Source organism: Rhodococcus sp. ABRD24 (genome assembly GCF_004328705.1).
Classification (GTDB): Bacteria; Actinomycetota; Actinomycetes; order Mycobacteriales; family Mycobacteriaceae; genus Prescottella.
In genome coordinates this window covers 2,470,334-2,497,324 of record NZ_CP035319.1, presented here as the reverse complement: position 1 = coordinate 2,497,324, position 26,991 = coordinate 2,470,334, and the positions used below count along the sequence as shown (strand labels likewise).

At 66.5% G+C, this 26,991-nt stretch carries 24 protein-coding genes and 2 pseudogenes; 11 read left to right on the top strand and 15 right to left on the bottom strand.

All coding sequences use genetic code 11. From position 1 onward, the window contains the following. Positions 1-14 precede the first annotated feature (14 nt). The 4 genes from ERC79_RS10995 to ERC79_RS10980 form a co-directional block, all read right to left on the bottom strand. The gene (locus ERC79_RS10995; RefSeq protein ID WP_131578111.1) at positions 15-1,112 is read right to left on the bottom strand and encodes an inositol-3-phosphate synthase; all 1,098 of its coding nucleotides are present in this window, start codon (positions 1,110-1,112) and stop codon (positions 15-17) included. Continuing rightward, positions 1,105-1,671 (bottom strand): PadR family transcriptional regulator, encoded by a 567-nt coding sequence (locus ERC79_RS10990; protein WP_131581007.1) that lies wholly within the window; start codon positions 1,669-1,671, stop codon positions 1,105-1,107. Before ERC79_RS10990 ends, ERC79_RS10995 begins: the two co-directional genes overlap by 8 nt. A 106-nt stretch (positions 1,672-1,777) precedes the next feature. Further along, positions 1,778-2,563, bottom strand: coding sequence for a DUF1707 domain-containing protein (locus ERC79_RS10985; protein WP_242676817.1), 786 nt, complete (start codon positions 2,561-2,563; stop codon positions 1,778-1,780). Positions 2,564-2,586: 23 nt separating this feature from the next. Continuing rightward, positions 2,587-3,450 (bottom strand): DUF1707 domain-containing protein, encoded by an 864-nt coding sequence (locus tag ERC79_RS10980; protein ID WP_131578107.1) that lies wholly within the window; start codon positions 3,448-3,450, stop codon positions 2,587-2,589. 189 nt (positions 3,451-3,639) lie between these two features. Here ERC79_RS10980 and ERC79_RS10975 point away from each other — a divergent pair, with 189 nt between their 5' ends. From ERC79_RS10975 to ERC79_RS10965, 3 genes are all read left to right on the top strand, one after another. Beyond that, the gene (locus ERC79_RS10975) at positions 3,640-4,047 is read left to right on the top strand and encodes a DUF5318 family protein (RefSeq protein ID WP_242676875.1); all 408 of its coding nucleotides are present in this window, start codon (positions 3,640-3,642) and stop codon (positions 4,045-4,047) included. A 419-nt stretch (positions 4,048-4,466) separates the two neighbouring features. Beyond that, entirely contained in the window at positions 4,467-6,626 is a 2,160-nt protein-coding gene (locus tag ERC79_RS10970) for a transglycosylase domain-containing protein (RefSeq protein ID WP_242676874.1), read from the top strand. 23 nt (positions 6,627-6,649) lie between these two features. Next, positions 6,650-8,236: a glycosyltransferase family 87 protein gene (locus ERC79_RS10965; protein WP_131578103.1), complete on the top strand. Its 1,587-nt coding sequence runs from the start codon at positions 6,650-6,652 to the stop codon at positions 8,234-8,236. Between the two features lie 34 nt (positions 8,237-8,270). On the opposite strand, the gene ERC79_RS10960 is transcribed toward ERC79_RS10965, so the two are convergent. Together ERC79_RS10960 and ERC79_RS10955 are read right to left on the bottom strand one after the other, a co-directional pair. Further along, entirely contained in the window at positions 8,271-8,696 is a 426-nt protein-coding gene (locus ERC79_RS10960) for a DUF2752 domain-containing protein (protein ID WP_207390465.1), read from the bottom strand. Positions 8,697-8,809: 113 nt separating this feature from the next. After that, positions 8,810-10,153 (bottom strand): glycosyltransferase 87 family protein, encoded by a 1,344-nt coding sequence (locus ERC79_RS10955; RefSeq protein ID WP_242676873.1) that lies wholly within the window; start codon positions 10,151-10,153, stop codon positions 8,810-8,812. Between the two features lie 206 nt (positions 10,154-10,359). Between ERC79_RS10955 and rpsF the strand changes: the two genes are divergently transcribed. The 5 genes from rpsF to dnaB all read left to right on the top strand — a co-directional run bounded on the left by rpsF (position 10,360) and on the right by dnaB (position 14,832). Continuing rightward, the gene (gene rpsF / locus ERC79_RS10950; protein ID WP_131578101.1) at positions 10,360-10,647 is read left to right on the top strand and encodes a 30S ribosomal protein S6; all 288 of its coding nucleotides are present in this window, start codon (positions 10,360-10,362) and stop codon (positions 10,645-10,647) included. Positions 10,648-10,736: 89 nt separating this feature from the next. Further along, the gene (locus tag ERC79_RS10945; RefSeq protein WP_131578099.1) at positions 10,737-11,261 is read left to right on the top strand and encodes a single-stranded DNA-binding protein; all 525 of its coding nucleotides are present in this window, start codon (positions 10,737-10,739) and stop codon (positions 11,259-11,261) included. A gap of 41 nt (positions 11,262-11,302) precedes the next feature. Then, positions 11,303-11,545 (top strand): 30S ribosomal protein S18, encoded by a 243-nt coding sequence (rpsR, locus tag ERC79_RS10940; protein ID WP_031936841.1) that lies wholly within the window; start codon positions 11,303-11,305, stop codon positions 11,543-11,545. 17 nt (positions 11,546-11,562) lie between these two features. Further along, a complete protein-coding gene (gene rplI / locus ERC79_RS10935) occupies positions 11,563-12,018 on the top strand; it encodes a 50S ribosomal protein L9 (protein WP_131578097.1) in 456 nt (151 codons plus the stop codon). 501 nt (positions 12,019-12,519) lie between these two features. Beyond that, positions 12,520-14,832 carry a replicative DNA helicase gene (gene dnaB / locus ERC79_RS10930; RefSeq protein ID WP_131578095.1) on the top strand — a complete coding sequence of 771 codons (2,313 nt, stop codon included), beginning with the start codon at positions 12,520-12,522 and terminating at the stop codon, positions 14,830-14,832. A gap of 603 nt (positions 14,833-15,435) precedes the next feature. Here dnaB and ERC79_RS10925 read toward each other — a convergent pair. The 3 genes and pseudogenes from ERC79_RS10925 to ERC79_RS10915 form a co-directional block, all read right to left on the bottom strand. After that, a pseudogene (locus tag ERC79_RS10925) lies at positions 15,436-16,599 on the bottom strand (IS256 family transposase); the annotation flags it as partial. A gap of 63 nt (positions 16,600-16,662) precedes the next feature. After that, positions 16,663-17,481, bottom strand: coding sequence for an IS21-like element helper ATPase IstB (gene istB, locus ERC79_RS10920; protein WP_131578093.1), 819 nt, complete (start codon positions 17,479-17,481; stop codon positions 16,663-16,665). Continuing rightward, positions 17,478-18,851: pseudogene (locus ERC79_RS10915) on the bottom strand (IS21 family transposase). The gene istB and the pseudogene ERC79_RS10915 overlap by 4 nt, the downstream one beginning before the upstream one ends. Positions 18,852-19,054: 203 nt before the next feature. On the opposite strand from ERC79_RS10915, the gene ERC79_RS10910 reads away from it, so the two are divergent. Next, positions 19,055-19,645: a recombinase family protein gene (locus ERC79_RS10910; RefSeq protein ID WP_347563589.1), complete on the top strand. Its 591-nt coding sequence runs from the start codon at positions 19,055-19,057 to the stop codon at positions 19,643-19,645. A 143-nt stretch (positions 19,646-19,788) separates the two neighbouring features. Here the strand turns inward: ERC79_RS10910 and ERC79_RS10905 are convergent, their stop codons facing one another. The 3 genes from ERC79_RS10905 to ERC79_RS10895 all read right to left on the bottom strand — a co-directional run bounded on the left by ERC79_RS10905 (position 19,789) and on the right by ERC79_RS10895 (position 22,536). Next, positions 19,789-21,192 carry an ATP-binding protein gene (locus ERC79_RS10905; protein WP_131578089.1) on the bottom strand — a complete coding sequence of 468 codons (1,404 nt, stop codon included), beginning with the start codon at positions 21,190-21,192 and terminating at the stop codon, positions 19,789-19,791. A 220-nt stretch (positions 21,193-21,412) separates the two neighbouring features. Then, a complete protein-coding gene (locus ERC79_RS10900) occupies positions 21,413-21,751 on the bottom strand; it encodes a hypothetical protein (RefSeq protein ID WP_242676816.1) in 339 nt (112 codons plus the stop codon). Next, positions 21,748-22,536, bottom strand: a complete 789-nt coding sequence (locus tag ERC79_RS10895) for a hypothetical protein (RefSeq protein ID WP_242676815.1) — start codon at positions 22,534-22,536, stop codon at positions 21,748-21,750. The genes ERC79_RS10900 and ERC79_RS10895 overlap by 4 nt, the downstream gene beginning before the upstream one ends. 137 nt (positions 22,537-22,673) lie before the next feature. Between ERC79_RS10895 and ERC79_RS10890 the strand changes: the two genes are divergently transcribed. Then, complete coding sequence (locus ERC79_RS10890) at positions 22,674-23,174, top strand: hypothetical protein (protein WP_131578087.1); 501 nt, start codon at positions 22,674-22,676, stop codon at positions 23,172-23,174. 20 nt (positions 23,175-23,194) lie between these two features. Next, positions 23,195-23,512, top strand: a complete 318-nt coding sequence (locus ERC79_RS10885; protein ID WP_131578085.1) for a hypothetical protein — start codon at positions 23,195-23,197, stop codon at positions 23,510-23,512. Positions 23,513-23,546: 34 nt separating this feature from the next. Here the strand turns inward: ERC79_RS10885 and ERC79_RS10880 are convergent, their stop codons facing one another. The 3 genes from ERC79_RS10880 to ERC79_RS10870 all read right to left on the bottom strand — a co-directional run bounded on the left by ERC79_RS10880 (position 23,547) and on the right by ERC79_RS10870 (position 26,735). Next, positions 23,547-24,455, bottom strand: coding sequence for a hypothetical protein (locus tag ERC79_RS10880; RefSeq protein ID WP_242676814.1), 909 nt, complete (start codon positions 24,453-24,455; stop codon positions 23,547-23,549). Then, the gene (locus ERC79_RS10875; RefSeq protein WP_131578082.1) at positions 24,442-25,140 is read right to left on the bottom strand and encodes a hypothetical protein; all 699 of its coding nucleotides are present in this window, start codon (positions 25,138-25,140) and stop codon (positions 24,442-24,444) included. Before ERC79_RS10875 ends, ERC79_RS10880 begins: the two co-directional genes overlap by 14 nt. A gap of 143 nt (positions 25,141-25,283) precedes the next feature. Further along, the gene (locus tag ERC79_RS10870; protein WP_165497091.1) at positions 25,284-26,735 is read right to left on the bottom strand and encodes an Abi family protein; all 1,452 of its coding nucleotides are present in this window, start codon (positions 26,733-26,735) and stop codon (positions 25,284-25,286) included. Positions 26,736-26,991: the final 256 nt, after the last annotated feature.

The following is a 26,991-nucleotide window of genomic DNA, read 5'->3' as shown; positions in this document are numbered from 1 at the left end:
AGCGACGAGTGCTGTTACTCGGCGCCGATGATGAAGGCCTCGAGGTCGGCGCGTGCCTTGTCGTCGGCCATCTGGACCGGCGGCGACTTCATCAGGTAGGCGGAGGCCGGGTAGACCGGTCCACCGATGCCGCGGTCCAGCGCGATCTTCGCGGCGCGGACGGCGTCGATGATGATGCCAGCGGAGTTCGGCGAGTCCCAGACCTCGAGCTTGTACTCGAGGTTCAGCGGGGCGTCACCGAAGGCGCGGCCCTCGAGACGGACGTACGCCCACTTGCGGTCGTCGAGCCACTCCACGTAGTCCGAGGGACCGATGTGGACGTTGCGGTCGTGAACCTTGCCGGCGAGCGAACCGGTGAGGTTCGACGTCACGGCCTGGGTCTTGGAGACCTTCTTGGACTCCAGGCGATCACGCTCGAGCATGTTCTTGAAGTCCATGTTTCCACCGACATTGAGCTGGTAGGTACGGTCCAGCACGACGCCGCGGTCCTCGAACAGCTTCGCCATCACGCGGTGGGTGATGGTGGCACCGACCTGGCTCTTGATGTCGTCGCCCACGATCGGGACGCCGGCGTCCTTGAACTTCGCGGCCCACTCCGGATCGGAGGCGATGAAGACGGGCAGGGCGTTGACGAACGCGACACCGGCGTCGATGCAGCACTGCGCGTAGAACTTGTCAGCCTCCTCGGAGCCCACCGGCAGGTAGGAGACGAGGACATCGACCTTGGCGGCCTTGAGGGCGGCGACGACGTCGACGGGCTCCGCGTCGGAGACCTCGATGGTCTCCGCGTAGTACTTGCCGATGCCGTCGAGCGTCGGACCGCGCTGGACCGGGACGTCGAGCGGCGGCACGTCGGCGATCTTGATGGTGTTGTTCTCGCTGGCGAGGATCGCCTCGGACAGGTCGAATCCGACCTTCTTGGCGTCGACGTCGAAGGCGGCGACGAACTGGACGTCGCGAACGTGGTACTGGCCGAACTTCACGTGCATCAGGCCGGGAACGGTCGAGCTCTCGTCGGCGTCCTTGTAGTACTGCACGCCCTGGACCAGGGACGAGGCACAGTTACCCACGCCCACAATGGCTACGCGCACCGTGGTGCTGTTCTCACCCATGGTCGGGTTCTCCTTCGTTTTTCTTGGGTGCTGATGTTGTTGATGTTTGTTCGGCGGCGATCAGCTCGTTGAGCCATCGCACTTCCCGTTCGCTCGTTTCGAGACCGAGCTGGTGGAGCTGGCGGGTGTAGCGATCGAGTGATCCGCTGGCCCGCCCGACGGCGTCGCGGAGGCCCTCACGGCGCTCCTCGACCTGGCGTCGTCTGCCTTCCAGGATTCGCATCCGCGCTTCGGCGGGGGTACGGCTGAAGAAGGCGAGGTGCACGCCGAACCCGTCGTCGGTGTAGTTCTGCGGCCCAGTGTCCGCCACCAGCTCGGTGAAACGCTTGCGGCCGGTGGGGGTGAGCTCGTAGACGCGGCGCGCCCGGCGCTTGATGGTGCCGTCGACTCCCGCGTCCTCGGCGATCAACCCGTCCGCCTGCATGCGGCGCAGGGTCGGGTACAGCGAGCCGTAGGAGAACGCGCGAAATGCACCGAGCAGGCCGGTCAGCCGCTTGCGAAGCTCGTATCCGTGCATGGGTGACTCGAGGAGTAGCCCGAGAATTGCGAGTTCGAGCAAGATCACACCCCCTGAGTGTCCCGAACATAACCGATAGATGCGATCGCCAACTATATCGCACCGATATATACGCACGCACTGTTCCGGGAAACCGCTGTCAGAAGACCTACCGGTCGCTCCGGTAGACGCTGCGGACCACGCCGTCGAAATCGGCCGTCAGGAACCCCTGCGAGCCGGTGTCCTCGTTCCGCAGATAGATGCTCACGACCGGCCCCGCATCGTCGTCGCGGTCCGCGATCAGGTAGATCTGGGTCGGATCGTCCACACCCAGGGTGCGATCGGCGCCTTTCAGCAGCCCGATCAGCCGGGAGACGTTCGGGCGGAGTTTCGCCAGATCGACAGGTACGCCCTCGGTGCGGCCCGGCGACCTTCCCTCGTCCGTGAGCTTTCCGTCTTCGTAGCGGTACGACTGTTCGCTGCCGGGCGCGCCGGGCACCGGGCGGGAGATCGACGCGTACTCGGGATAGATCGTCAGGCTGTCGACCTCCGAACTGCCCAGTTGCCGGTCGATGTCGTCGAGCATCTGCCCGAGCCCCGTTGCGGTGGTCAGGTCGGCGCCTGCCGCGCCACCAGCCGCATCGATGTGATCCTGGGTCGCCGAGGCCACCACCGCGACGCCGCACACCAGGACGACAGCGGCCGCGAGCGCGAGAATCCAGCGGGGGCTCCGCGGTGGGGGCGGGGTGAGCACGGAATCCCGCAGAGGCGAGTGCGCCTGCAGGTCCCGCACGAGCCGATCGAGATCGTCCAGAGTGCGCGCCGCCCGTGCGGCATGCACTCGCTTCCGGTGCTCGACATCGGATAGTTGCCCGTCGGCGTAGGCCGTGTCGAGGGCATCGCACACCACCGCGCGGTCGACGTCACGGGCGCGAACTCGCGTTGTCGCGGTCATGGGGCGACGATTGTTCGGCATGCTCACCGTCCCTGGGCCGGCGAGACGTCGATGATCGTGCCGTCCATCCGCGTGTCCACCATTCCTGTTCGTTTCTCTTGGTCCTCGAACAAGACGCTGACCAGACCCTCGCCACCCTCGCCCGAATCCGGTCGCACGAAGATGTGCTCCACCTCTGCGGCGGGCATTCCGACACGCCCCGGCCCGGTCGCGATCACCTCGGCGAGGCGGTCGACGTCGAGGGCTGCGAGGTCGACGGTGACAGTGTCCAAGGAGCGGGACTCCGGCGCCCTCGACGGTGAGAAGCCGCCCCGGAAGCTCCAATCCTGTGCGCGATACGGTTGGTCCGGCAGCATCCGCGCGAAGAACACGTAGGTCGGGTAGAAGATCACGTCGTCCACCCGCAGGTCACCGAACTTCTGCTCGTACTGACGCAGGAAGTCGCGGATCCCTTCGGGAGAGCGGGGGTCGAGCGGCTCGATCACGATCGGTGCCGGCTCACCGGGTGCGACGGGAGCAGGCGCCGGGGCCCGATCAGCGACGACGGCCGTCTCGGGGGCCGCGGCGTCGCCCCGATTCGTGTACACCACCGTTCCGAAGATTGCCACGACCGCGACGGCAACCGCGGCCACGGCGCCTCCCGGAACCCGCCTGCGCGGTGCCGGCGAGGACTCGCGCGCGGCCTCGACGAGATGCTCGGGAACTTGCAGATCTGCGACGAGGGAACCCAGTTCGCCGAGCGTCTTGGCCTTCATGGCCTGCGTGGTCCGGGCCTGGTACTCGGTCGGGTCCAGTTGGCCCTCTCCGTACCCGGCGTCGAGGAGTGTGCAGGTCTGGGCGCGATCGATGTCGCGCGCACGTTTTCTCGCCGAGGCTCGCTGTGGCACCTGGCTGATCCTAGGGAACCGGCCGGAATGTGTCGGCACCCGTCCGTACCCGCGCTCGCACCCGCTGGGCACCGACGTTGACACCAACTGTCAAGACCTTGTGTTCGTCCCCACGTGTGTCCAGTCCGATCGACTCGGTTGTCGGGGGACGCACGTACTCTGGTCTGCGTGCGGATACAGCGGCAGGTCGTGGACTACGCGCTGCAGCGCCGGTCCTTGCTCGCCGAGGTCTACTCGGGGCGGACCGGCGTGACCGAAGTCTGCGATGCGAGTCCCTACCTGCTGCGGGCGGCCAAGTTCCATGGCCGCAGCAGTTCCGTGATGTGCCCGATCTGCCGTAAAGAAGAGCTGACCATAGTTTCTTGGGTTTTCGGCGACAGATTGGGTCCGGTTTCCGGCTCTGCTCGGACGCCGGAGGAGCTGGTGCGACTGGCTGCGAGCGAGGAGGAATTCTCGGTCCACGTCGTCGAGGTGTGCCGCACGTGCAGCTGGAACCATCTGGTTCAGTCCTACGTTCTCGGTGCGGTACCGGCGCCGAAGCGGCCGCGGAGGTCCACCTCCAGCCGCTCGTCGGCCCGCCGCACCGCGATCGAGTAAGTTCTCCACCCCATATCCACCGCCCGACACGACCGAGGACTGCCCACAGTCGCCCGATTACTGGAGATTTGTACGTGAGTTCCCCCCACAACAACCCGCAGGGTGGTCGACCCACCGGACCCCGACGACCCAGCGGGCCGCTGCCGAGTGGCCGCCCGGCTGGGCCGCAGTCCGGTCGACCCGTGGGGGGTCCGCCTCCGCGTCGCAATCCCGCCCCTCCGGCCTCCGGCCGTCCGGCTCCGCGCCAGCCGCAGGGTCAGGGCGGACGCCCTCCTCAGGGTCGGCCGCCGCAGGGTGGCGGGCGCGGTCCAGGTGGGCGTCCGCCGGCCGGACCGCCGCCCACCGCGCGCAAGTCCGGTGGTGGAGCGGGCGGTCAGCCGCCGAAGCCGCCGAAGAAGACCAAGTCCAGCCGGTGGAAGATTGCCCGGCGCACCGCGTACGCCGTCATCGCCGTCGGCCTGATCGTGCCCATTCTGGCGTTCATGGTTGCGTACGTCGTCGAGGACGTGCCGAGGCCCGGTGACATGAAGACCAACCAGGTCGCGACGATCCTGGCGTCGGACGGCACGACGGAGATCACGCGGGTGGTGCCGCCCGAGGGGAACCGCACCGAGGTCTCGATCGACCAGATTCCGGTGCACGTGCGTAACGCCGTGCTGTCGGCGGAGGACCGGGATTTCTACACGAACCCAGGCTTTTCGGTGTCCGGCTTTGCTCGCGCCGCCCGCGACAACGTGCTCGGCAAGGACAGCGCCGGTGGCGGGTCCACCATCACGCAGCAGTACGTGAAGAACGCACTCGTCGGCTCGGAACGCTCGCTCACCCGAAAGATGCGGGAGCTGGTGATCTCCTCGAAGATGGCCAAGCAGTGGTCCAAGGACGACATTCTCGCGGCGTATCTGAACACCATCTACTTCGGTCGCGGCGCGTACGGCATCGCGGCGGCATCCAACGCCTACTTCGGCAAACCGGTCGAGCAGTTGTCGGTTGCCGAGGGCGCCGTGCTCGCCTCCGTGATCCAGTTGCCGTCGGCACTCGATCCCGAAACCAATCCCACCGGCGCACAGGCGCGTTGGAACTACGTGCTCGACGGTATGGTCGCCAGCGGCACGCTCAGCGCCGCCGACCGCGCCACCATCAAGTTCCCGCAGGTGGTTCCCCTCGCCGAGGTCGACAACGGCGGCGGTGCCGGAGGCCCCGAGGGCCTGATCAAGCAGCAGGTGCTGCAGGAGCTTTCGGCGTCGGGGATCAGTGAGCAGGACCTCAACACCGAGGGCCTGCAGATCACCACGACGATCGATCCGCAGGCACAGGCCGCGGCGGTCAAGGCAGTCGAGAAGTACATGGACGGGGAGCCGTCCGAGCTGCGGACCGCGGTGGTGTCGATCGATCCGCGCACGGGCGGGGTGAGCGCCTACTACGGTGGCCCGGACGGCGCGGGCTTCGACTTCGCTCAGTCCGGCCTGCAGACCGGATCGTCGTTCAAGGTCTTCGGTCTCGCAGCCGCACTGGACCAGGGCATCCCGCTGTCGCAGATGTACGACAGCTCGCCGCTCACCGTCAACGGCATCACCATCGGCAACGTCGAGGGTGAGTCCTGCGGCACGTGCACCATTGCCGAGGCGCTCAAGCGGTCGCTGAACACCAGCTTCTACCGGATGATGCTGCAGATGGACGACGGCCCGCGGGCTATCGCGGACATGGCGCACAAGCTCGGCATCCCCGAGTACATCCCCGGTGTCGGTGACACGCTCACCGAGCCGGGCGGGATCGGCCCCAACAACGGCATCGTGCTGGGCCAGTACCAGTCCCGGGTGATCGATATGGCGTCCGCGTACGCCACGCTCGCCGCGTCGGGCGTCTACCACACCCCGCACTTCGTGCAGAAGGTCGTGACCGCCGACGGCACCGTGTTGCTCGACCGGGGCACCCCGACCGGCAAGGAGGTGGTCGACGCAGCGGTTGCCGACAATGCCACCGCCGCGATGGTGCCCATCGCCGGGTACTCCAACGGCCACAACCTGGCCGGTGGTCGCCCGTCGGCGTCGAAGACCGGCACCGCTCAGCTCGGCGACACCGGTTCCAACAAGGACGCGTGGATGGTCGGCTACACGCCGCAGCTGTCCACCGCAGTGTGGGTTGGCACCGGGCCGGGTCTGCCGCTCGTGAACAGCTGGGGCGGAATGATCTACGGCTCCGGTCTGCCGTCGGACATCTGGAAGGCAACGATGGACGGTGCGCTCAAGGGCACCGACATCGAGAAGTTCCCGACGCCGGCCCCGATCGCCGGCCAGGCCGGGGTGCCGCAGTACTCGGCCCCGGCTCCGGCGAAGACCACGCCGCCCGCCCCGTCGTCGACGACATCGACGCCGACGCCGCTCATCCCGCCGGTCGAGATCACCACGCGTGACGTGGAGATCCTTCCCGGCGTGACGATCCCGATCCCGGGTATCGCCCCGGGGAGGACGACGACGGCGCCGACGACGCCGCCGAGCTCGCCGAGCACGCAGACCCAGGAACCGCAGACGCCGCCGCAGGGACAGCAGCGACCGGTCCCGCAGCCGGTACCCGCCGGATAGTTTCTTCCCGGTAGCCTCGCGGGGTGGCCGACAACGCAGCGGGCAGCACCGAATCCGACACCGACGTCGAACTGGTGTCGCCGGCGCCGCTCGCTGCGGATCGGCGTTCTGCCGACTGGCGGGACGTGCCGGGCCACACCGATCCGCTGACCGCGCAGCTGTCGTCGACGATCGGTGGCCCGGTCGGACGGCACGCGCTGATCGGGCGCACCCGCTTCTTCACACCGATGCGGGTGATCCTGCTACTGGCCGTGGTGTTCCTGAGCCTCGGCTGGTTCAGCAAGGCGGGCTGCATCCAGCAGGCGCCGATCGGCGCGAACGGTGCACTGGGACTGGATTGGAGCGGCAACCGCCAGTACGTGGCGATGTGTTACTCCGACACCGTTCCGCTGTACGGGGCGGAGCGGCTCGACGAGGGCGCCTTCCCTTACAAGAAGTGGTGGGAAGAGCCTGGGGCCGACGGTTCGGTTCAGCGCCGCTACATGGAGTACCCGGTGCTGTCGGGGCTCTACCAGTACGGCTCGATGGCGGTCGCGAAGGCATGGGACGCTGCGTCGTGGCTGCCCGGCGGGCTGCAGGTCGCGATCTACTTCAATGTCGTCGCGTTCGGGCTGGCGGTGGCGTGGCTGGTGACGGTGTGGGCGAGCGCCCTGCTGGCCGGCCGGCGTGTGTGGGACGCGGCGCTCGTCGCGTGCTCTCCATTGGTGATCGTTCATGCGTTCACCAACTTCGATCTGTTGGCCACTGCCTTCGCGACGGGTGGTCTGCTGGCGTGGGCCCGTAAGCGCCCGGTGCTCGCGGGCATCCTGTTGGGTCTCGGCGGGGCGGCCAAACTGTATCCGCTGATGTTGCTCGGTCCGCTGCTGGTGCTGTGTCTACGGTCGGGCCGGATGCGGGTGTGGACGCAGACGGCACTGTCCGCGGCCGCGACCTGGCTGGTGGTGAATCTGCCGATTGCGCTGCTGTTTCCGCGTGGGTGGGCAGAGTTCTTCCGGCTCAACTCGGAGCGTGGCGCCGATCCGGATTCGGTGTACAACGTGATCCGCTCGTTCACCGGGTGGACGGGATTCGATGGGACTCTTGCGGCCGGTGAGGCGCCGAGCGTGCTCAACGCGGTGTCGCTGCTGCTGTTCATCGCAGTGTGCGTCGGCATTGCGTATGTGGCATTGACGGCGCCGCAGCGCCCGCGGGTCGCACAACTGTGCTTCCTGCTGGTCGCGGGCTTTCTGCTCACGAACAAGGTGTGGAGCCCGCAGTACTCGCTGTGGCTGGTGCCGCTCGCGGTGCTGGCTCTGCCTCACCGTCGGATCCTGTTGGCGTGGATGACCATCGACGCGCTCGTGTGGGTTCCGAGGATGCTCTACTACCTCGGTGTCTCGAACAAGGGGTTGCCGGAACAGTGGTTCACCGCCACCGTCGTGGTCCGCGACCTCGCGGTACTCGGGTTGTGTGCACTGATTCTGCGGCAGATCTACCGGCCGTCGGAGGATCTGGTGAGGTACGGGTTCATCGACGACCCGGTCGGCGGTGTTCTCGACCAGGCCGTGGACGACCCGCCGCGATGGCTGCCGAACAGGCTGCGCCCACGCGTTTCGGTGCACACCGAGTAGGTGGTGCTGATCGGCTCTGCCGAGCGTGGTCCGCTCAGACCCGGAGCGAGGTGAACGGTGCGAACGGGATGATCCGGACGGCGAACCACAGCGCGGTGACCGCCATCGCCGTGGCCGGCGCCCAGCGAAGGTGCTGCCAGCTGCGAATCTTCCTGCCCCGCAGTCTCCCCCATGTCCAGGCGCAGTACGCCCAGACCGACAGGACGAGTGCGGCGACGCCGACGGCGTTGTACTGCAGGGCTGCCGGGACGTCGAGGTGCAGTAGTGAGTACAGCATTCGGGTACTTCCGCAGCCTGGGCAGTTGATGCCGAACAGCGCCTTCGTGGGGCATACCGGGATGGCACCGCCCGGAGTGGTCGGATCGGCCCAGGCCACCGCCCCGCAGACCAGGACCGCGGCCCCCGCCACCGCCGTGGGTGCGCTGAGGCGGCGGAGCAGCCGTGGAGACAGGATCCGCACGCGATCGGATGCGTCACATCGAGCCAATATCCGCCCCTGCCAGCTGTTCCCGCAGGTTCCGACCGGAATTCGGTTCGTTCCTGAGGAAGGGATTCTGCGTCACTTGCCGAACCTCATTGTCTCAGGGGGAGCCGTGCTGTCACGGATTGCGCGTCAGGCGCTGACTTACCCGATGTGACGGCCCCGGGCCGAACTACATGATCGCCCACCCCTTGCCGCGGCCGGGCCCACAGGAAACGGAAGAAGAAGACCGACAGCAGCACCGCCTGCACCCACACCCCGAGCTGGACGGCGGCCTCAGCGACGCCTCCGTCGGCTCCGGTGACGAGGGCGTCGAAGTACCGGAACACGCCGATTCCCAGCGTGAGGTCCGCGAGCAGGTATGCCCCCACCAGCGACCACGGCACCCGCAGGAGCACCAGGAACGGGATCAGCCACAGCGTGTACTGGGGCGAGTGCACCTTGTGCAGCAACAGGAATGCGCACAGCATCGCGCCGCTGACCCCGATCCAGGGGTAGCTGCCCTCCCGCTCGTAACGCTTCCACCCCAGCCACAGTGCGAGCGCGAAGACGGCGCACAACAGCAGTGGCGACGCGACGCCGACGAAGTGGTGATAGGCGTCGGAGCCCTGCTGTCCGCCGCCCATCAGTGGTCGCAGGCCCCAGTACCAGATGCTGTTGCTGGTGAGGTCGGCTTTGCGGAGCTGCTGGAACGCGAAGGACGCGCGCCAGCCGTCGTAGCCGGCCAGTGCAAACGGCAGGTTGATCGCGATCACCGTCGTCGCGGCGGCCCCGATCACGGCGACCGCCCCGCGCACGTCGAAGCGGCCGCGAGTGCGGTCCTCGGTGAGCACGTACAGCGCGAGCGGCAACACGAACAGCCCCGGGTAGAGCTTGAGGCAGAACCCGACGCCGAGCAGCACCGCCGCGAGCACCGCACGGGTGCGCAGCGACCAGCGGTTCGACGCCATCACGAAGATCGCACCCACCGCCGTCGCGACCACCGGCAGCTCCCAGTTGTGGAATGCGTACAGCAGCAGCGGCGGCGCGGCCGCCCACAGCAGCGCGCGGCGGCCAGCGAGCCGGCCCAGCATCCACGCCGTCGCCAGCCCGAACGGTGCGAGCAGCAGTGCCGAATGTTCGAGGAATGCGGCGTCAGTGTGGGCTCCGATCCCGCCGAGCCACATCAGCAGCCCGCTGAGTACCGGATATTCGACGGTGCCACCGGTGAGCAGTCCGTCGCGGGTGATCCCGCCGCCGACGTACGGGAACAGGTGCAGGTCGATGCCGCGGCCGAGCCACAGGTACTGGATGTCGGAGTAGCAGACGTTGCGGTCCTTGATCCGGTCGAAGATCAGGCTGCGCCCGTCGGCGCCGAACGGGGGGCCCACACAGCGGGCCTTGTCGAGGTAACCCAGGAGGAGTGTGAGCGTGCAGGCAGTGACGATCGTGGCCATCGTTCTGGCCCGGATACTCGCCGCCGCCCGCATGGAATCCAGCGTAGGGCGATCCGGGGCGGCGGTGGGATCGGCGAGATCGCAGTGAGGGTTGATTTCCCTGGTCAAGGCCGCTCGTGTAGCCTGCAAAGGTTGCTGACGCAACGACCCTCCTGCCACGGACAGCCCGTGGCCGTTTCACAGTCCATAGGAGGTGATGAGGTCTTATGCGTCATTACGAATTGATGGTCATCCTCGACCCCAGCCTGGACGAGCGCACTGTCGCCCCGTCCCTGGATACGTTCCTCAATGTCGTCCGCAAGGATGGCGGCAGCGTCGACAAGGTCGATGTCTGGGGTAAGCGTCGTCTCGCGTACGAGATTGCCAAGAACGCCGAAGGCATCTACGCGGTTATCGACATCAGCGCCGAGCCGGCCACCGTCAAGGAGCTCGACCGTCAGCTTGGTCTGAACGAGTCGGTGCTTCGTACGAAGGTCCTGCGCCACGGCAAGTGATTTCCGGCTGATCCAGGCTCGGGCGTTGGTCGGTACCAGCACCTAGGCTCTGGAACAACAGGAACTCCCCATACTGCAGGAGGAACCACATGGCAGGCGACACCGTAATCACCGTCATCGGAAATCTGACGGCTGATCCCGAGCTTCGATTCACCCCCGCGGGTGCCGCGGTCGCGAACTTCACTGTCGCGTCCACGCCCCGAACCTTCGACCGTCAGACCAATGAATGGAAAGACGGCGAGGCACTGTTCTTGCGCTGCAACATCTGGCGCGAGGCAGCGGAGAACGTGGCGGAGAGTTTGACCCGCGGTTCACGAGTGATCGTGAGCGGCCGGCTCAAGCAGCGCTCCTACGAAACTCGTGAAGGTGAAAAGCGCACTGTCGTCGAGCTCGAGGTCGATGAGATCGGCCCCTCGCTGAAGTACGCCACGGCCAAGGTCAACAAGGCCAACCGTGGTGGCGGCGGCGGGGGCGGCTTCGGTGGCTCCTCCGGCGGATCGGGTGGAGGACGTCCGGCTGCCAGCCAAGGTGGAGACGATCCGTGGGGTAGCGCGCCGCAGGCGGGCTCCTTCGGTGGTGGCTCCGGTGCTGGCGACGACGAACCCCCCTTCTGATCCGTACCTGATCGACAGCATCCAGAAAACGGAGAAAGACAATGCCGAAGCCGCCGTTGCGCGACAAGGTAATGAAGAAGAAGGTCTGCACGTTCTGCAAGGAAAAGAACACGCAGATCGACTACAAGGACACGACGCTGCTGCGTAAGTACGTCAGCGACCGCGGCAAGATCCGCGCGCGCCGTGTCACCGGCAACTGCGTTCAGCATCAGCGCGACGTGGCCGTTGCCGTGAAGAATTCGCGTGAGGTGGCCTTGCTGCCTTACGTCTCGACGGCTCGCTAAGGAAAGGGAGGGAAGACATGAAGCTGATCCTCACTGCTGACGTGGACAACCTCGGTGCGCCTGGCGACACCGTTGAGGTCAAGGACGGCTACGGCCGTAACTACCTGCTCCCCCGCGGCCTGGCCATCGTGGCCACCCGTGGCGCTCAGAAGCAGGTCGAGGGCATCCGTCGTGCGCAGGAAGCGCGCGCGGTCCGTGGCCTCGACCACGCCAAGGAGCTCAAGGCCGCCATCGAGGGCCTCGAGGGCGTGTCGCTGACGGTCAAGACCGCTGGTGACTCGGGCAAGCTGTTCGGTTCCGTCACCGCGGCCGATGTCGCTGCTGCCCTCAAGGCTGCCGGCGGACCGGTCGTCGACAAGCGCAGCCTGGAGCTGCCGAAGGCTCACATCAAGAGCGTCGGCAAGCACCTCGTCGTGGTCAATCTGCACCCCGATGTCGCTGCCAAGTTCCACCTGAACGTCGTCGGCGCCTAGTCGTCACGTTCCACTCGAAGGGCCTCGCGAACTCCGGTTCGTGAGGCCCTTCGGGCGTCTGGGGACAGCCTGTGGATAGATTCGCCACTCGGTGCCTTTCTGTGACCCACTTCATGTCGTGGTTAGCCGACCGTTTACCCAACACGCCCGGGATGTCAACCTGCGCGACACGCCGTGCGATTGTTAATCCACAGGTAAAAGAAGAGAAAAAAGGCCTTCTAGCTGGGAAATGTGGAGTGTGATGTTCGTCCATCCCCAGGTTGTCCACAGCTGGTTAACACTGCATGGTCCCTGAGTCCCCACTTCATCCACAACTGTGTACACAGGCCGGTTTGGTATGGGGTGTTTTGGGCCTTAACGTCACGGCAGAACGTGTCTCTCGATTTGCTCGTGCGGTGCCGCAGAGTTGTCGGGGGATACGGGTACAAAGAGTGTGGAAGATGCCTTCCGGCCACCGGTCCGGACAAGGTCGGAGCATCGGCGCGCGGAAGGACGGTCGTTTTGGCGGTTGTAGATGATCGTGGTCATTCCGAGTACCCGGGACCGCCGGAGAGCGAGCCCACCGAGGAGTTCGGCAGGCAGCCCCCGCACGACATGGTCGCGGAACAGTCGGTGCTCGGCGGCATGCTTCTGAGCAAAGACGCGATCGCGGACGTGCTCGAGGTGTTGCGCCCCGGAGATTTCTACCGCCCCGCCCACCAGTCGGTGTACGACGCGATCCTCGACCTCTACAGCCGCGGTGAGCCGGCTGATCCGGTGACCGTGTCGGCGGAGCTGGATCGCCGCGGCGAACTGCGTCGCATCGGCGGCGCCCCCTATCTCGTGACGCTCACTCAGACGGTGCCCACCGCCGCCAATGCCGGTTTCTACGCGGAGATCGTGGCGGAGAAGTCGGTGCTGCGCAGGCTCGTGGATGCGGGCACGCGCATCGTGCAGTACGGCTACGCCGGTTCCGACGGCCAGGATGTCGCCGAGGTGGTGGACCGCGCACAGGCCGAGATCTTCGACGTCACCGAACGCCGCACCACCGAGGACTTTGTGCCGCTCGAGGAGCTGCTGCAGCCGACGATGGACGAGATCGACTCCATCGCCAGCCGTGGCGGCCTGTCGCTCGGTGTGCCCACCGGATTCGCGGAGCTCGACGAGGTCACCAACGGCCTGCACCCGGGTCAGATGATCATCGTCGCGGCGCGACCCGGTGTCGGTAAGGCGCTCGCCCTCGACACTCCCCTGGCCACGCCCACCGGCTGGACGACCATGGGCGAGGTCGCGGTCGGCGACCAGCTGATCGACGCGCATGGCAGGCCGACCACCGTCGTCGCTGCGACCGAGGTAATGACGGGTCGTCCTTGCTACGAGGTGGAGTTCTCCGATGGCACCGTGCTGGTGGCCGACGAGCAGCACCAGTGGCTGACGGAGACGGACGTCGGCGAGAGTGTACGCACCACAGGCCAGCTCGCCGCGAGCATCGACGGCACAACACATTCGGTGACGAACACGCGGCCGTTGCAGCTACCGGCCTCGGATCTGCTCATCCCGCCGTACACGTTCGGCGCGTCGCTGGCCATCGATTCGGCCATCGATTCGGAGATCGTCATGCGGATCGAGGGCGAGGAATCCGAGTATGGCTCCCCCTCGCGCAGCCGGACCTTCGGTCCGCGCACCCTGGGAGTTTTGGGCTACAAGCACATTCCGGTGCAGTACCTGCGCGGCTCGGAGACACAGCGGCGGGCGGTGCTCGCCGGGCTGCTCGACACCGACGGCACTGTCACCGACGGCGGATCGGTGCAGTTGTCCGTCACCAGTGAACGGCTGGTGCGTGACGTCGAGGAGCTGATCGTCAGCCTCGGCTACCGCTGTCAGCTGAGCGCCAACCGGGTGATCGGCCGGACCGAGGAGGCGTCCTCGACCGCGTTCACGCTCACCTTCGCGACGGACGACGAGGTGTTCGGACTGCCGCGGAAGGCTCTGCTGCACAAGGAACGTCGCGCCGGCCGCAGCACGGCACGGTCCGGCTCGCGGCGCATCGTCGACGTCCGCAAGATTGCGAGCGTGCCGGTGCGGTGCGTCGAGGTGGACAATGCCGAGCACCTGTACCTGGCTGGTCGGTCGATGGTGCCGACGCACAACTCCACCATCGGTATGGATTTCATGCGATCGTGCTCCATCAAGCACGGCATGGCGAGCGTCCTCTTCTCGCTGGAAATGAGCAAAACCGAGATCGTGATGCGTCTGCTGTCCGCGGAGGCGAAGATCAAGCTCTCGGACATGCGCTCGGGCAAGATGACCGACGACGACTGGACCAAGCTGGCGCGGCGGATGAGCGAGATCAGCGAGGCGCCGCTGTTCATCGACGACTCCGCCAACCTGACGATGATGGAGATCCGGGCGAAGGCCCGCCGGCTCAAGCAGAAGCACGACATCAAGCTGATCGTGATCGACTACCTGCAGCTGATGTCGTCGGGCAAGAAGGTCGAGTCCCGCCAGCAGGAAGTCTCCGAGTTCTCGCGAAGCCTCAAGCTGCTGGCCAAGGAACTCGAGGTTCCGGTGGTCGCGATCTGTCAGCTCAACCGTGGTCCCGAGCAGCGAACCGACAAGCGGCCTCAGGTGTCCGACCTGCGTGAGTCCGGCTCGCTCGAGCAGGACGCCGACATGGTGATGCTGCTGCACCGCCCCGACGCCTTCGAGCGGGACGACCCGCGCGGCGGCGAGGCCGACATCATCCTCGGCAAGCATCGTGGTGGTCCCACCGCGACCATCACCGTCGCGCACCAGCTTCACCTGTCGCGGTTTGTGGACATGGCGCGGGGGTAGTTTCAGAAGTGTAGGTTCCGGATCTAGATGTCCTTTTCCAGGGTAATCAGTCCCGTACTTGTCATCAATCCAGGCTATATGTCCGTTCTGGTCGCATTCCGATAACACGTGTCGGCACTGAGTGTCACGCGGGTCTGGAATTTCTTCTAGAACCGCGGAACACTGCTTCTCCGGAGGTGGTCACTCCCATGTGGTGTGACGCTGGAGTCTTGCGTCACTTGAATTGGGCCGGGATTTGCTGTCGGGGGTGCTCGGTAGGGTTTCGATCACGCAGTTGATCTGCAGAAATTGTCAGTGCGCAGACTTCCAGGGGGGCAACACATATGGGATATACGTCCGTCGTTTTGGAGGACATACGGAGCCAGTTGGCGCCGGCTGATGTGGTGTTTGGCGAGCTTCGGAGAGTCGCGGGATCCGCATGCAATGAAGCGTGGAACGAGGCTCCCGTGCAAGGCGTTCGTGTCCTGCACCGTGTCGGTACCGATTGTTGGACCCGCTGCGCTGGTCGGATGGCGGCAGCATAGGACGTGGGGGTTTTCGCGCCTTTCGAGGTCAAGTCCAGGGGCGTGGTGTATCGGGGTCGTCGCGTGATTCCTCGTCGGGTTATGCGGTCAGGGCTGGTGTGAACTCCTCGGCGGGTTCGGTGGTGGTGTCGGCGGGCTTGTCGCCGCGGGCGGTGGCGAGGACGTCGAGTCCGAGGTAGCGGCGTCCTTCGATCCACTCGTCGTGTTGTTCGGCGAGCACGGCGCCGACGAGTCGGATCAGGGCGGTGCGGTCGGGAAAGATGCCGACGACGTCGGTGCGCCGACGGATCTCCTTGTTGAGCCGTTCTTGCGGGTTGTTCGACCAGATCTGCCGCCAGATCTGCTTCGGGAATCCGGTGAACGCGAGGAGATCGGCCCGGGCGCCGTCGAGGTGGTCGGCGACCTTCGGGAGCTTCTCGGTGAGGGCGTCGATGATCCGATCATATTGTGCGTGAACGGATTCCGAATCGGGCTGATCATAGACCGAGTGCAGCAGAGTTCTCACCCACGGCCACGAGGTTTTCGGGGTGACCGACATCAGATTGGTCGCGTAGTGGGTGCGGCAACGCTGCCACGAGGCGCCGGGCAGGGTGGCGCCTATCGCCGCGACCAGGCCGGCGTGGGCGTCGGAGGTCACCAGTTTCACCCCGGACAGGCCGCGGGCGACCAGGCCGCGGAAGAAGGTGAGCCAGCCGGCGCCGTCCTCGGCGGAGGTGACGTCGACGCCCAGGATTTCGCGGTAGCCGTCGGCGTTGACCCCGACCGCGACCAGGGCGTGAACGTTGACCACGCGCCCGTTCTCGCGGACTTTCAATACGAGGGCGTCGGCGGCGACGAATGTGTACGGGCCGGCATCGAGGGGCCGGTGGCGGAACGCCTCGACCTGCTCGTCGAGCTCCTTCGCCATGATGCTGACCTGGGACTTCGAGAGCGAGGTGATGCCCAACGTGTCGACCAGTTTCTCCATCCGGCGGGTCGACACCCCGAGCAGATAGCAGGTGGCGACGACCGTGGTCAGGGCACGTTCGGCACGTTTGCGGCGTTCGAGAAGCCAATCCGGGAAGTAGGAGCCTTGGCGGAGTTTGGGGATCGCGACGTCGAGGGTGCCGACGCGGGTGTCGAAGTCGCGGTGCCGGTACCCGTTGCGGGAGTTGGTGCGCTCATCGGAGCGTTGCCCGTAGCCGGCGCCGCACAGCGTGTCGGCTTCGGCGCCCATCAGGGCGTGAATGAACATCGTGAGCAGTTGATGAGGCTCAGCGGAAGTGCTCAGATGTGCTCGGTGAAAGTGCTCACCTGTGGGCGGGGTTCACTGTAGTGGTTGACGGGTGCCTGTGACGGTTTTGCGGAGTTTCTCGGTGCGGGCGTGGTGGTCGCGGAGTCGGTAGGAGTCGCAGTCCAGGTTCAGCACGACGGAGCGGTGCAGGAGCCGGTCGAGCATGGCAGCGGCGACGGTGGTGTCGCCGAGGACCTCACCCCATTCACCGACGCCGCGGTTGGTGGTGATGACGATCGAGGTCTTCGTATAGCGTTGCGCGACAACCTGAAACAGTGCGGATGCGGCTTCGCCCGGAAGTGGTAGGTAGCCGAGTTCGTCGATCACCAGCAGGGTCGGTCCGGCGTAGAACCGCATCGTGGTCGCCCACCGGCCTTCGATGGCGGCCCGGTGGCAGCGGGCGGCGAGGTCGGCGGCGGTGGTGAAATACGTGCGGTAGCCGGCATGCGCCGCTGCGCGGGCGAGCCCGACTGACAGGTGGGTCTTGCCGACTCCGGGTGGGCCGATGAGCAGCACGTTGGTGGCGGTCTCGAGGTAGCGGCAGGTGCCGAGCTCGGCGAGCAGTGCCCGGTCGACGCCGGGGGCTGCGTCGTAGTCGAAATCGTCGAGCGACGCCGGGGTCGGCAGACACGCGAACCGCAGCCGGCCGGCCAGACGGCGGGCCTCGGTGGCATCGACCTCGATCGACAACAGTTGCTCGAGGGCCGCGGTCATCGACAGACCGTCTTTCTGCGCGCGATCGAGAACCGACGGCAGGGCTTCGGCAGCGTCGTGGAGTTTCAGTGTGGCCAGGTGTCCGCGCAGGCGCTGGTAGAGACTCGTCGTCTGCGTGGTGGTCGGGGTTGCGCTCATGCGAGGGTGTTCCTTCCGCGGGCGGCTCGTTCGTAAACGGTCAGGTCAGTGACGGTTGAAGTGTGTGCTGGAGTGGATGATTCGCCCGCGATCTGCCTCTCGGTGGCGCTGCGGTGCAATGCTTCTGCCGCGGCGATCGCGTCGGGTCCGGGTGGGATGCGTTCCTTGCGGCGGTGCGGCCGACCACCCGCTGAGGCGGTGGCCATCGCCGCTTGTTCGAGGGCGACGACGTGGCCGTGGTCACGGACGGTCGCCCCGGCCCCGTCGGGTGCGAGTCGGTGCCTGGCGACGGTGATCTGCGAGGCGGTGTCGATGTCGACGACATCGCCGCCGAGAACTCGGGAGACGGTGACCTGCGCTGCAGCCAACTCCGGGGGCACCGAGTAGCGGTTGCCGCGGTAGGCGACCAACGCCTGCCGGCTGACGGTGCGGGTCTCGGTGACGGTCACCGGATACGGAACCGGCGGTGCGGTCAACGGTTCGGCCGCGGCGACGGTGGCCACCGAGGATCGGCCATCCGCGGTCGGGCGCAACCGGGTGTCGCCGCGCAGCCGGCAGAATTCGTCGAGGCTCGCCTGCGCCTGCTCCACCGTCAGGTCATCGGCGAGGGTTCGCCACCAGCGTTGTGCAGCAGTGTGATTGGCCTTCTCCACCACGCCTTTGCGGTTCCCGGATCTCGGTGGGCAGATCGCGACCGAGACACCTTAGTGCTTGGCGACACCGGCGAAGGAAGCGGTGACCTTCCCCGAGTCCGGGTGGCAGACCGTCGCCATCCGGTCGAACCGCCAGCTGCGGGTCAGGCCACCCAATGCCCGGACGATGCGGTCGAGACCGTCGATCAGCTGCGGCTGGGTCATCGCCGGGGCGAGGATCCCGCGCCACCGCCCGGACTGCGCGAGGGAGCCTACGAGCAGATGCGCCGTCTTTCCCCAGCCCCACCCGGTCGGGGGGTTCGGCAGTTCGACCCAGTCCCATTGGGTTTCCTCGCCCGGCGGGTGCTCGATGACCGCGTTGGGGCGGCCGGTGGCGCACGCGCAGGCCTTGCACACCGGTCGTAGCTTTCGCTGCCGGATCTGCCGGATCTGGCGGGTCAGGGTCTGATACGAGGCGGTGTAGCCGAGCGCCTCGAGTTCGTCGCACAGGGTGCGGGCCCACAAATGTGGGTCCTCGACCAGGCGGGCGGTGACGTAGTCGACGAACGGCTCGAACGGATCCTGGCGTGCTGGTTTGCGCACGCCGGGCGTCGTGGTCCCGTTCAGGTAGTTGCGGACCGTCCTACGGTTGCGGCCGGTGTGGCGGGCGATCGCCGAGATCGTCCAGCCTCGTTTGTGGAGTGCGTGTATCTCCAAGTCGTCCTCCCATGTCAACATGAGAAAGCGGGTCTCCTTTGGGGTGCTGGTGCGTGGTCAGAGACCACCAGCATCGAAGGAGACCCGCCCTCATTGGCGGAGCCACACGGGTGAGCATTTTCGGTGAGCAGAGTTGAGCATTTTCAATGAGCGCCATCACTGGCGGGTGTCGGACGTTTCTGAGACGGTCTTGCCCTGTGAGCGCGATTTTGGGGTACGTGAGGGTGTCGACCACCGATCAGTCCGTCGATCTGCAGACGGACGCACTGCGGGCGATCGGTTGTTTTCGGATCTGGGAGGAAACGGCCTCCGGGGCCCGCCGAGACCGGCCCGAGCTTGAGAAGGTGCTCGACGCGCTGAGGCCGGGTGACCAGATCGCGGTGTGGAAGCTCGATCGTCTCGGTCGTTCGCTGAGCCACCTGATCGAGACCGTCCGCCGGATCGAGGAGGCCGGCGCTTCTCTCCGCAGCATCTCCGACTGCATTGACACCTCTACCCCGAACGGTCGCTTCACCTTCCACGTGTTCGGTGCGCTCGCGGAGTTCGAACGTGAACTCGTCAGGGAACGCACACTCGCCGGGCTTGCGGCTGCCCGCGCCCGCGGAAGAGTCGGCGGTCAGCCCCCGAAGGTCACTCCTGAGAAGGCCCGCCAGGTCAAACGGATGCTCGAAGACGGCACCCCGAAGGCCGAGATCGCCCAAGTCCTCGGTTTCAGTCGCGCGACCCTCTACCGCTACATCAACGCCCACATGCCAGACCACCGCAGGGAAGTGCCGGGAGCCGAAACACCCGCCATCAGAGCGGAAGTGTCCTGACCCGTCTACGCACGGCGTCGACTGGGGCAAGAACTTCTGCTGACAGTTCTGATGATGACAATCTGGGAGTGTCAACCTCCGGCTGGCCTTCCCAGATTGCTCGTGTCAGATCGGACGCACCGCTCACTCCGATGGAGTGCCTGTCAGAGCTCCGAGTCGTCGACGCCGACGCCACGGTCAGTGGCCCACGTCAGCGCTGTCGGCCGGAACTCTTGGATCAAGCCCCAATCGCGGATCTCTCCGTCTTCCGTGAGCCAAGCCGGCTGGATGACGCCGAAGCCTTGAAGTATCGGCAGCGCAGCGGAATACGCAACTCGAAGCTTGTCCTGCATCGTGTGAAGTGACGCCAGATCAGCGAGTGTCGTCGCGACCTTCCCGTCCCGAGCGTGGCGAAGTCCGTGTACCGATACCCCTCCGCTCGTGGCCAGTCGGACCGATGGCGACATCGCTCGGCTGTTTTCACCAACGACGAGACCGATCTGAACGGTTGCGTTGCCCCAGCGGCCTGATCGCTCGACTGTCCAGTCCAAGGTGTGTATGACGAGCGACGCGATCGCGTCGATCAGATCATCGGGGTCGAGCACTACGTCCTGGCCGCCTTCACCACCGTTCGCCAGCATCAGGGCGGCGTATGTACTGCCGTCGGCGTGCAGCTCCCGGTATGAACCAGCAGCTTTCGGGATCTTGGTGCCGGTTCGCTGATCCTGCCCGAGATCGGTATAGACCATCTTCCCCGGCGCGGGGAAGGGGTAGTCCCGAGCAGACTCTCGACGTCCGAGGATGGAGTCAGGAAAGGTCTGGGGATTGTCCCACGCCTTGATCTCATCGCGGACCTGCGTTGTCAGCTGTCCGTCGACCGGAACATCAGGAACGACTGCGACAGCGAGCCACACGAGCGCCCCGCTGTATGCAGTCAACTCGGCCCGACCTTCGCTCCATACGGTGGCTGCGTGGCGTGCGCGGTCCTCTTGCCGACGATGCCTGACGCTGTAGCGGTCCGCGACTTCGTGCTCTCCGAGGGTCCTGATGTGGGTTTCGCCAGTAGCGCGGACGAAGTAGGAGAACGTCTGCCGTTCTTTCCCTGGACCAGCTGTGACAGCATGTGGGGCCCCCGCGCTCGGCGGGACGACGAGGACGAGATAGAAGCCACCCGTCGAAGCCTCAACGGCGAACATGTCGAACAGTGGTGTCGGTGCCACGAACTGTCGAATGTCGATCCGGAACTGCTCAATCAGCTTGTGCGCGTCGGCCTCCCCGTCAAAGGGCTTCATACGTTCCTCGACGACGCTGAACTTCTTGTCATCCTCGATCCCGTAGATCAGGATCGCGCCGCGGCCGTTCGCGGGCGCCGAAACATCCTTACCTCGTTCCTGTTTGAACTCGGTTTTCGGCGGCTTCTTGAACTCGTCGCAGCTCTTGTACTCGACAAACTCACTCTCGACAGGGATTGCCTCTACCAGCTTGCGGAGTCCTGCTTCGGTGATCACCCCTTGCTCGAGCTTCCCTCCGAGGATGTCCTCGAGGTCCCGATTCCGCCACAGTGCCATCCGTCGATTCTGGCAGAGAACAGGTGGTCGACCTGCCTGAATCGTCACGTTCGCTCAGCGCCCCTGCTGCCCCGAGATTGACCATCGACTCATGTGGCTGCAGCACTCGACATGGCACCGACCCGGGACGTTCTTACCTGACTCCGTGGCCGCTTCGTCTCATAGTTTTCAAAGACACCGACTGAAACCGCTGTTCAAGCCCTCAACAACTCAGACGCCACTACATCGTTCTGCGGGTGACGTTCCCGGCATCGACCCACAACCAGAGGTCGAGTTCGCTGCGCCCGTTGACCGATCGGGCGGGGATGCAGACTTGGGCGAGCCAGCGGCCGTCAGCGACGCGCAACCAGCAGCTCAAGGTCCCTGGCATCTGCGCTTCGAGTTGGATGCCGCCGGCGCGCACGCGTAGGGGGAGGTTGTCGGCGCGGGTGAAGGCGGCGTTGCCGGGCAGGACTCGGGAGACGTCGACGAACACCGGGACCGGGCGTTCGAGGTAGCGCACGGTCGGGGCGCCGGGGAACGGCTCGGCCCAGTTCGCGAGGCCGGGTGGCAGGTTCACTGCGCGATCCTCAACGGCGCCGCGGCGGCCGCGCTCGTGGCGGCGGGTGTCCAGTCGACGTGGCCGCCGCGACCGGCGAGCGTGACGGTCCGGTGGCGGGCCTGCTGCCCGCGCACTGCGGCGCGGATGTCGAGGTCGATGCCGGTGATGCGGCCGCGCCCGGCGTCGAGGCCGCGATAGCGGGTGACGCGGGCGTCGAGCTGCAGGTCGGTCGACGGCCACCGGCCCTCGGTGAAGGCAAGGACGGCCCCGTTACGGCGAGCGCGAGCGGTCACGGCCCTCGCCCGACTCGGGGGTACGTCGGCGCCGGCGAGGGACAACAGGACCAGGTCGAGGCCGTCGGCGAGGACGGCCGCGACCGCGACCGGATCCGGGCCCGGATCAGCGATGACCGCGCACCGCCGCAAGTCCGCACCCATCTCCGCGGCCGCCAGCAGGCACAGGGTGGGGGATCCGACGACCGCGGCCCAGCCTCCCGCGCTGGTCACGGACGCGATCAGTCCCGCCCGCAGCGACGTGACGCCCCCGAGCCGCACGGTCGATCCCCGGGCCAGCCCGCGATGGGGGAGCAGCTCGGCGAGCGGCTCGGGCACCGGCAGGGTCCGGATCGGGGACGGCTCCACCCGCACCTCCGGTCCCCGGTCCGGGTTCGGGTCCGGGTCCGGGCTCGGGCGTGCGCAGGTCAGGGCCGCGAGGGACGGTCGGGCCGGCCCGACCGAGCGTGCCGGGATCGCGGCCATCTGCTTGCGCAGCTGGTCGATCATCGCCGCCTTCGACTCGCTCACACTCTCACCACCTTCACGCACCCCACCCACCACCATATTAGAACGTATGTTCGACACACTCGGGGTGGGAGTCGAATACTCCGGGGCTGTCGAGACCGTCACTCCGGGTCTCGGGGTGGGGGTGCGATAGTGGCCGGGTGCCCTTGGACGACCGGTCTTCGACGCAGATGGGGCGAACGCCGATCGGGCCGCCGATCCAGGTGCAGTTCTCGGAGGAAGCGCACCTCGCGTTGTGCGCGGCGGCGGAACCGTTCGGGCAGCGCCGGCGCAGCGCGGTGGTCCGGGTGGCGATCGGCCGACTCCTGAGCCGCCAGGCGGGGTTGGCGGCGATCGTGCGCTCACGCAAGCGCAATCACGTCTCCAGACCAGCGTTCTCGAAGGTGATGGCCATGCACCTCGGCGAAGGCCTCACCGCCCGACTCGACACCCTCGCGCGGCGGGTCGGGGTCGCTCGGGGCGAGTTGATCCGGATCGCGGTGGACCGATTCTTCGTCGAGATGGCCGAACTCCGCCTGGCGGGTGCACCGTTCGACCTCGAAACCGCCGTCAACGCGGAGATATTCAACGGCGAAGCGAGCCGTGACCGGCTGATCCGGCGACGCCAGCGTCTGGAAGCTGCACGCCGCGAGGCGAACTGACCTCGTGTGACAATCCCCAGGTGGCCACGACAGCACGCCGAACCCTTGCCGGCCTCGCGGCCGTGGCCATCGTCTTCATCGCCGGTGGGCTCCTGTTCGACCGCCACGAGACCCAGTCCCACTCCGAGTGCATGAACGGCTTTTGGGGGACCTTCAGCGCAGGGGACCTCACCGTGCCGGAACCCGACGTGTACACCGGCAACCTCTACCTCCCCGACTGCGAGGATGCGAACCGCGCCGGCCTGATCGCAGCGGGGATCGGCGCGGCCGCGCTCGCCGCCTCGGCGATCATCTGGTGGCGGCAGCGTTCCGCGCCGACCGGCGCCGGCGGGCAGTGACCACTCCTCCCGAACGCGGTGACAGAGCCGCCGGCTACAGCTCTATCCCGGTATCCGGGCTCGGCGGCTCGAGTCCCTGTGTCTGCTGTGGATCGGCCGGGGCCGGGCCTGCGGACCGGCTGCGGCGGGGCCGGGTGGGGTGGGCGAGCGCGGCAGCGCTGAGCCCGCCGAGCAGGTCGGGCGGGAGCGGGGTGGGGGCTTTCGCGAGGACCTGCAGGGCAGCGTGTCCGCGGCCGCGGCGGGCCGCCGGCACGGCGGACCAGGCCGGGTGATCGGCGCGTTCGAGCGCGGCCGCGAGGTAACGGATCCGTTTGCGGTCGCTGCCGATCATCCGATCGCGTTCGAGGACAGGGTTGTCGAGGGTGCAGGCGAGGACGGCGGCGTCCTCGAGATGCCGGCCGCGGTCCCGCGCATCCTCGCGGTAGGCGGCGCCCTTGAGGACCAGGGCGCCGAGGGCGTCGGGGACGCTGAGCTGCACCGCGGCGCCGTCGACGTCGATGCGGCAGTCGACGGTCTTGCGGAGGGCGGAGGTCCCGGCGGGGAGCGCGAACACCGCTCGCCCGTGCACGGTCGGCCGGTGTGTGGGGGCGAGGTTGTCGGCGACCATCACATCGACGTGTTCGTGCTCGCGGACGAACCGGTGTGCCGGGCCGTCGCCGACGGGCATCCGTAGCCGGTAGTCGAGTTGTTCGAGGCGTTCCCGGATCCCGCTGAAGGTGGTCGCGCCGGTCTCGATGTGCAGGACCATGTCGACATCGACCGTGGCCCGGCCGATCGGCAGCCCGGCCCGGGCCGCGTGGACCTGCACCATCAACCCGCCGACCAGACTCCACTGCTGCGACGGAATGGCCTGCGCCAGTTCGGCGGCCTGCGGCCACGGCGGACCCCACCCACCCGGCGGGGCCGGAACCTGCCAGCGTGGGCGCGGCTCACCGGAAGTCATCGAGCAACTCCTGCAGGACGCGGGCGCCGGCACTGCGCTCCCGAGTGCTGAGCGACTCCATCAGATCCGCCGCGACCACCGCGACCGGCACCGCCCCCTCGGCGAGGACCGGGGACACCTCCGAGACGACCCGCAGCGTCACGTCGCCCTCGAGGTCGGGGACCAGGCCGAACGCGTCAGCCAGTGTCTCGACGTGCGCGGCGGGGACGTAGCCGTCGACACCCTCGTGGTGGCCGGTCGTCAGCCCGAACCGCTCCGCCAACCCCGGATCCACATCGAGCGCGGAGACACCGCCAGCGATCAGGACCGAGCCGGGGCCGGTCATCTCGCCGCCCCACCCACGCATCCGCAGGATGCGAGCCTGCCGGCGCCGGGCCAGGTAGGCGACCTCGTCAGCGGTCGAGCGCCGCAACCGATCCCGCAACCGGGCCCGGTGCGCCGACGGGAGCCAGTCCACCGACCCACCCGAGAGTAGGGCCAGCGCCCCCCACGCCGCCTCCTCGCTCCACGGCCGTCCCCGGCGACGGCCCATCTGCGCGCACCGGTGCACCGACGACGAATCGAGCAGCAGCGACCGCCCCACCCGACGCGTCACCACGACATCACCGGCCTGCGCGAGCCGCTCGACCTGCCGACTCGTCACCCCCAACGCAGCGGCCGCGTCCACCACCGACATCTCACTCATGCATATATGGTCGCATCAGCGACCATATATTCGCAATGCTCTTCACGGCCTGCCGGGCGTCTACGCGCACCCGCGGGCACCGGACACCCTGCCCACGACTACGTCGAAATGAGCAGGCAGGATCCGGAGCACGGTAGTGGGTTCTACTCGTCGTCCCGTCGCGCGAGTAGCGCGTCGAGCACTTCCTGCTTAAGTGCGCCGCTTTCGAGACCCTGTCGCGGACTGAGATTCTCAGGCATGAGGTTGCACGGGGCGTCCCACCACTTCAGTGCGGCCCAGCGTTCTTTCTCCGAACCAGCTCGCCCCTGCAGGAGACGTCGGTTTGCGATGACGGCGAGGGGGAAGAGATCACCGGTCTCTGCGTCGAACTGAAAAGCCGGGTACCGATGGGCTTCCACACCTGGCACGGACAGTACGGCGCCGTTCTTGCGGTAGTACCCCAGCCGTGAGGAACGTTCTTTGTGGCCTTCCTTGTGCCAAAGCCTGGCGGCCGCGTCAGATGCGTAAAGCAGCTCGACGCCACGTAACAAGTACGCTCGAGCGGCCAGTTCCTCATCCCGGGCGTAATCGACCTGCCAAATTTCCTCGGATTCCCAGCCATCCGGGAACCCCATATCCGACAGACGTGTCGTCCGCTCCGCCGCAAACGCTTCAATGAGCGCACGAATCCTGTCGCGCGTCTCATTCGAGTGGTTGATACGGGCGAGGAGATACGTGATCAGGACCAGGCTGCCGTAGATGCGGCTGGCTGGCCGTGAGACTGGCAGCGCCCCGCTGGCTCCATCGCCTCTCATATGCGCCATCTCCTTCACTGTGAACGGCATCGATAGCGGAGCCGTGTGGTTTCTGTTCCACAGTCGCCCATGATGCGCACAGAAGTTCCGGGTCTGGCGGAGGTGCTCCAACCAGTTTGAGAGTGCTCCTGCGTCGCCGTTCCCGTCTTCTTGGCAGAGGTCGAAGTCCACGGCAATCTGTTGGCGGTCGCGCTGGGTCATTCCACTGAACAGCCGATTGAGATCACCGAAGCTCATGACCTCCGTCGCTGTCCACACAGGCAATGGCTTGCCGTAGTTCGAGTCGAAATGCGCGATGAAGGCCTCATTCGAAACCTCCTCATTCCGCTCCTGCTTGCGCATCCACTCTTCGTGACCGCTCGCGGACCAGGTGCAGTCTGCTGAGCAGTTGGGGCCGTTTCCCTTACGTTCTTCAGACGTGGTCCAGCCGGAGTCAAGCTCCGCTGCCTCGTTGTGAGCGAAGGGACCTCGCCTGCCAAGTAGATGCCCGATCCGAAAGCGCATAGCCACCTCGATATGTGAGAGGGCATGAAGAATCTCGATCCTCAGTCGTTCATCAAAACGGTAGATCTCAAGGACCTCTTTGAGGGTCGCGCCTTCGACGAACTCCGACGGACGTTGCTCGCCCGGAGCCTTCGGCCGCTGCCGAAACGGGTACCAGTACCCCGATAGGCGGTAGTAGCCAATAGCCTGTAGCTCGCGGTACGCGAACTCACGGTCTTCGAAGACCAAGCCACGATCCCGTAGACGATCTAGTTGTCCATCGACGTCGAGGAACGGCTTGTCGTATGTGCTGGTCACATGGCCATAATAGGAAAACTGGCCGCCTCCCCTTGTCGGGAATGACGACCAGTCGTGATGGGCTAGATGGTAGCCGAAGCCGCGAACAATATCTAGTCCGGCTACTGAGCTGGCGGACGATAGAGGTTTCGACGACGGTTCACCAGAACGACGACGTGCTCCACTAGGAGCCTGCATGTTCGTTCGCTTCGGCGGTTGACAGATCCTGCCGGCACATAGATCTGCCTGAGCCAGCGGCCATCCGCGCCCCAGAGCG

Bases quoted from the DNA above. Each gene is read 5' to 3' on its own strand.
- ERC79_RS10905 (WP_131578089.1), bottom strand. From the start codon at position 21,192: ATGGCACTGTGGCGGAATCGGGACCTCGAGGACATCCTCGGAGGGAAG.
- rpsF (WP_131578101.1), top strand. From the start codon at position 10,360: ATGCGTCATTACGAATTGATGGTCATCCTCGACCCCAGCCTGGACGAG.
- rpsR (WP_031936841.1), top strand. From the start codon at position 11,303: ATGCCGAAGCCGCCGTTGCGCGACAAGGTAATGAAGAAGAAGGTCTGC.
- ERC79_RS10875 (WP_131578082.1), bottom strand. From the start codon at position 25,140: ATGAGTGAGATGTCGGTGGTGGACGCGGCCGCTGCGTTGGGGGTGACG.
- ERC79_RS10985 (WP_242676817.1), bottom strand. From the start codon at position 2,563: ATGACCGCGACAACGCGAGTTCGCGCCCGTGACGTCGACCGCGCGGTG.
- ERC79_RS10995 (WP_131578111.1), bottom strand. From the start codon at position 1,112: ATGGGTGAGAACAGCACCACGGTGCGCGTAGCCATTGTGGGCGTGGGT.
- ERC79_RS10945 (WP_131578099.1), top strand. From the start codon at position 10,737: ATGGCAGGCGACACCGTAATCACCGTCATCGGAAATCTGACGGCTGAT.
- ERC79_RS10880 (WP_242676814.1), bottom strand. From the start codon at position 24,455: ATGACTTCCGGTGAGCCGCGCCCACGCTGGCAGGTTCCGGCCCCGCCG.
- istB (WP_131578093.1), bottom strand. From the start codon at position 17,481: ATGAGCGCAACCCCGACCACCACGCAGACGACGAGTCTCTACCAGCGC.
- rplI (WP_131578097.1), top strand. From the start codon at position 11,563: ATGAAGCTGATCCTCACTGCTGACGTGGACAACCTCGGTGCGCCTGGC.
- ERC79_RS10955 (WP_242676873.1), bottom strand. From the start codon at position 10,153: ATGGCCACGATCGTCACTGCCTGCACGCTCACACTCCTCCTGGGTTAC.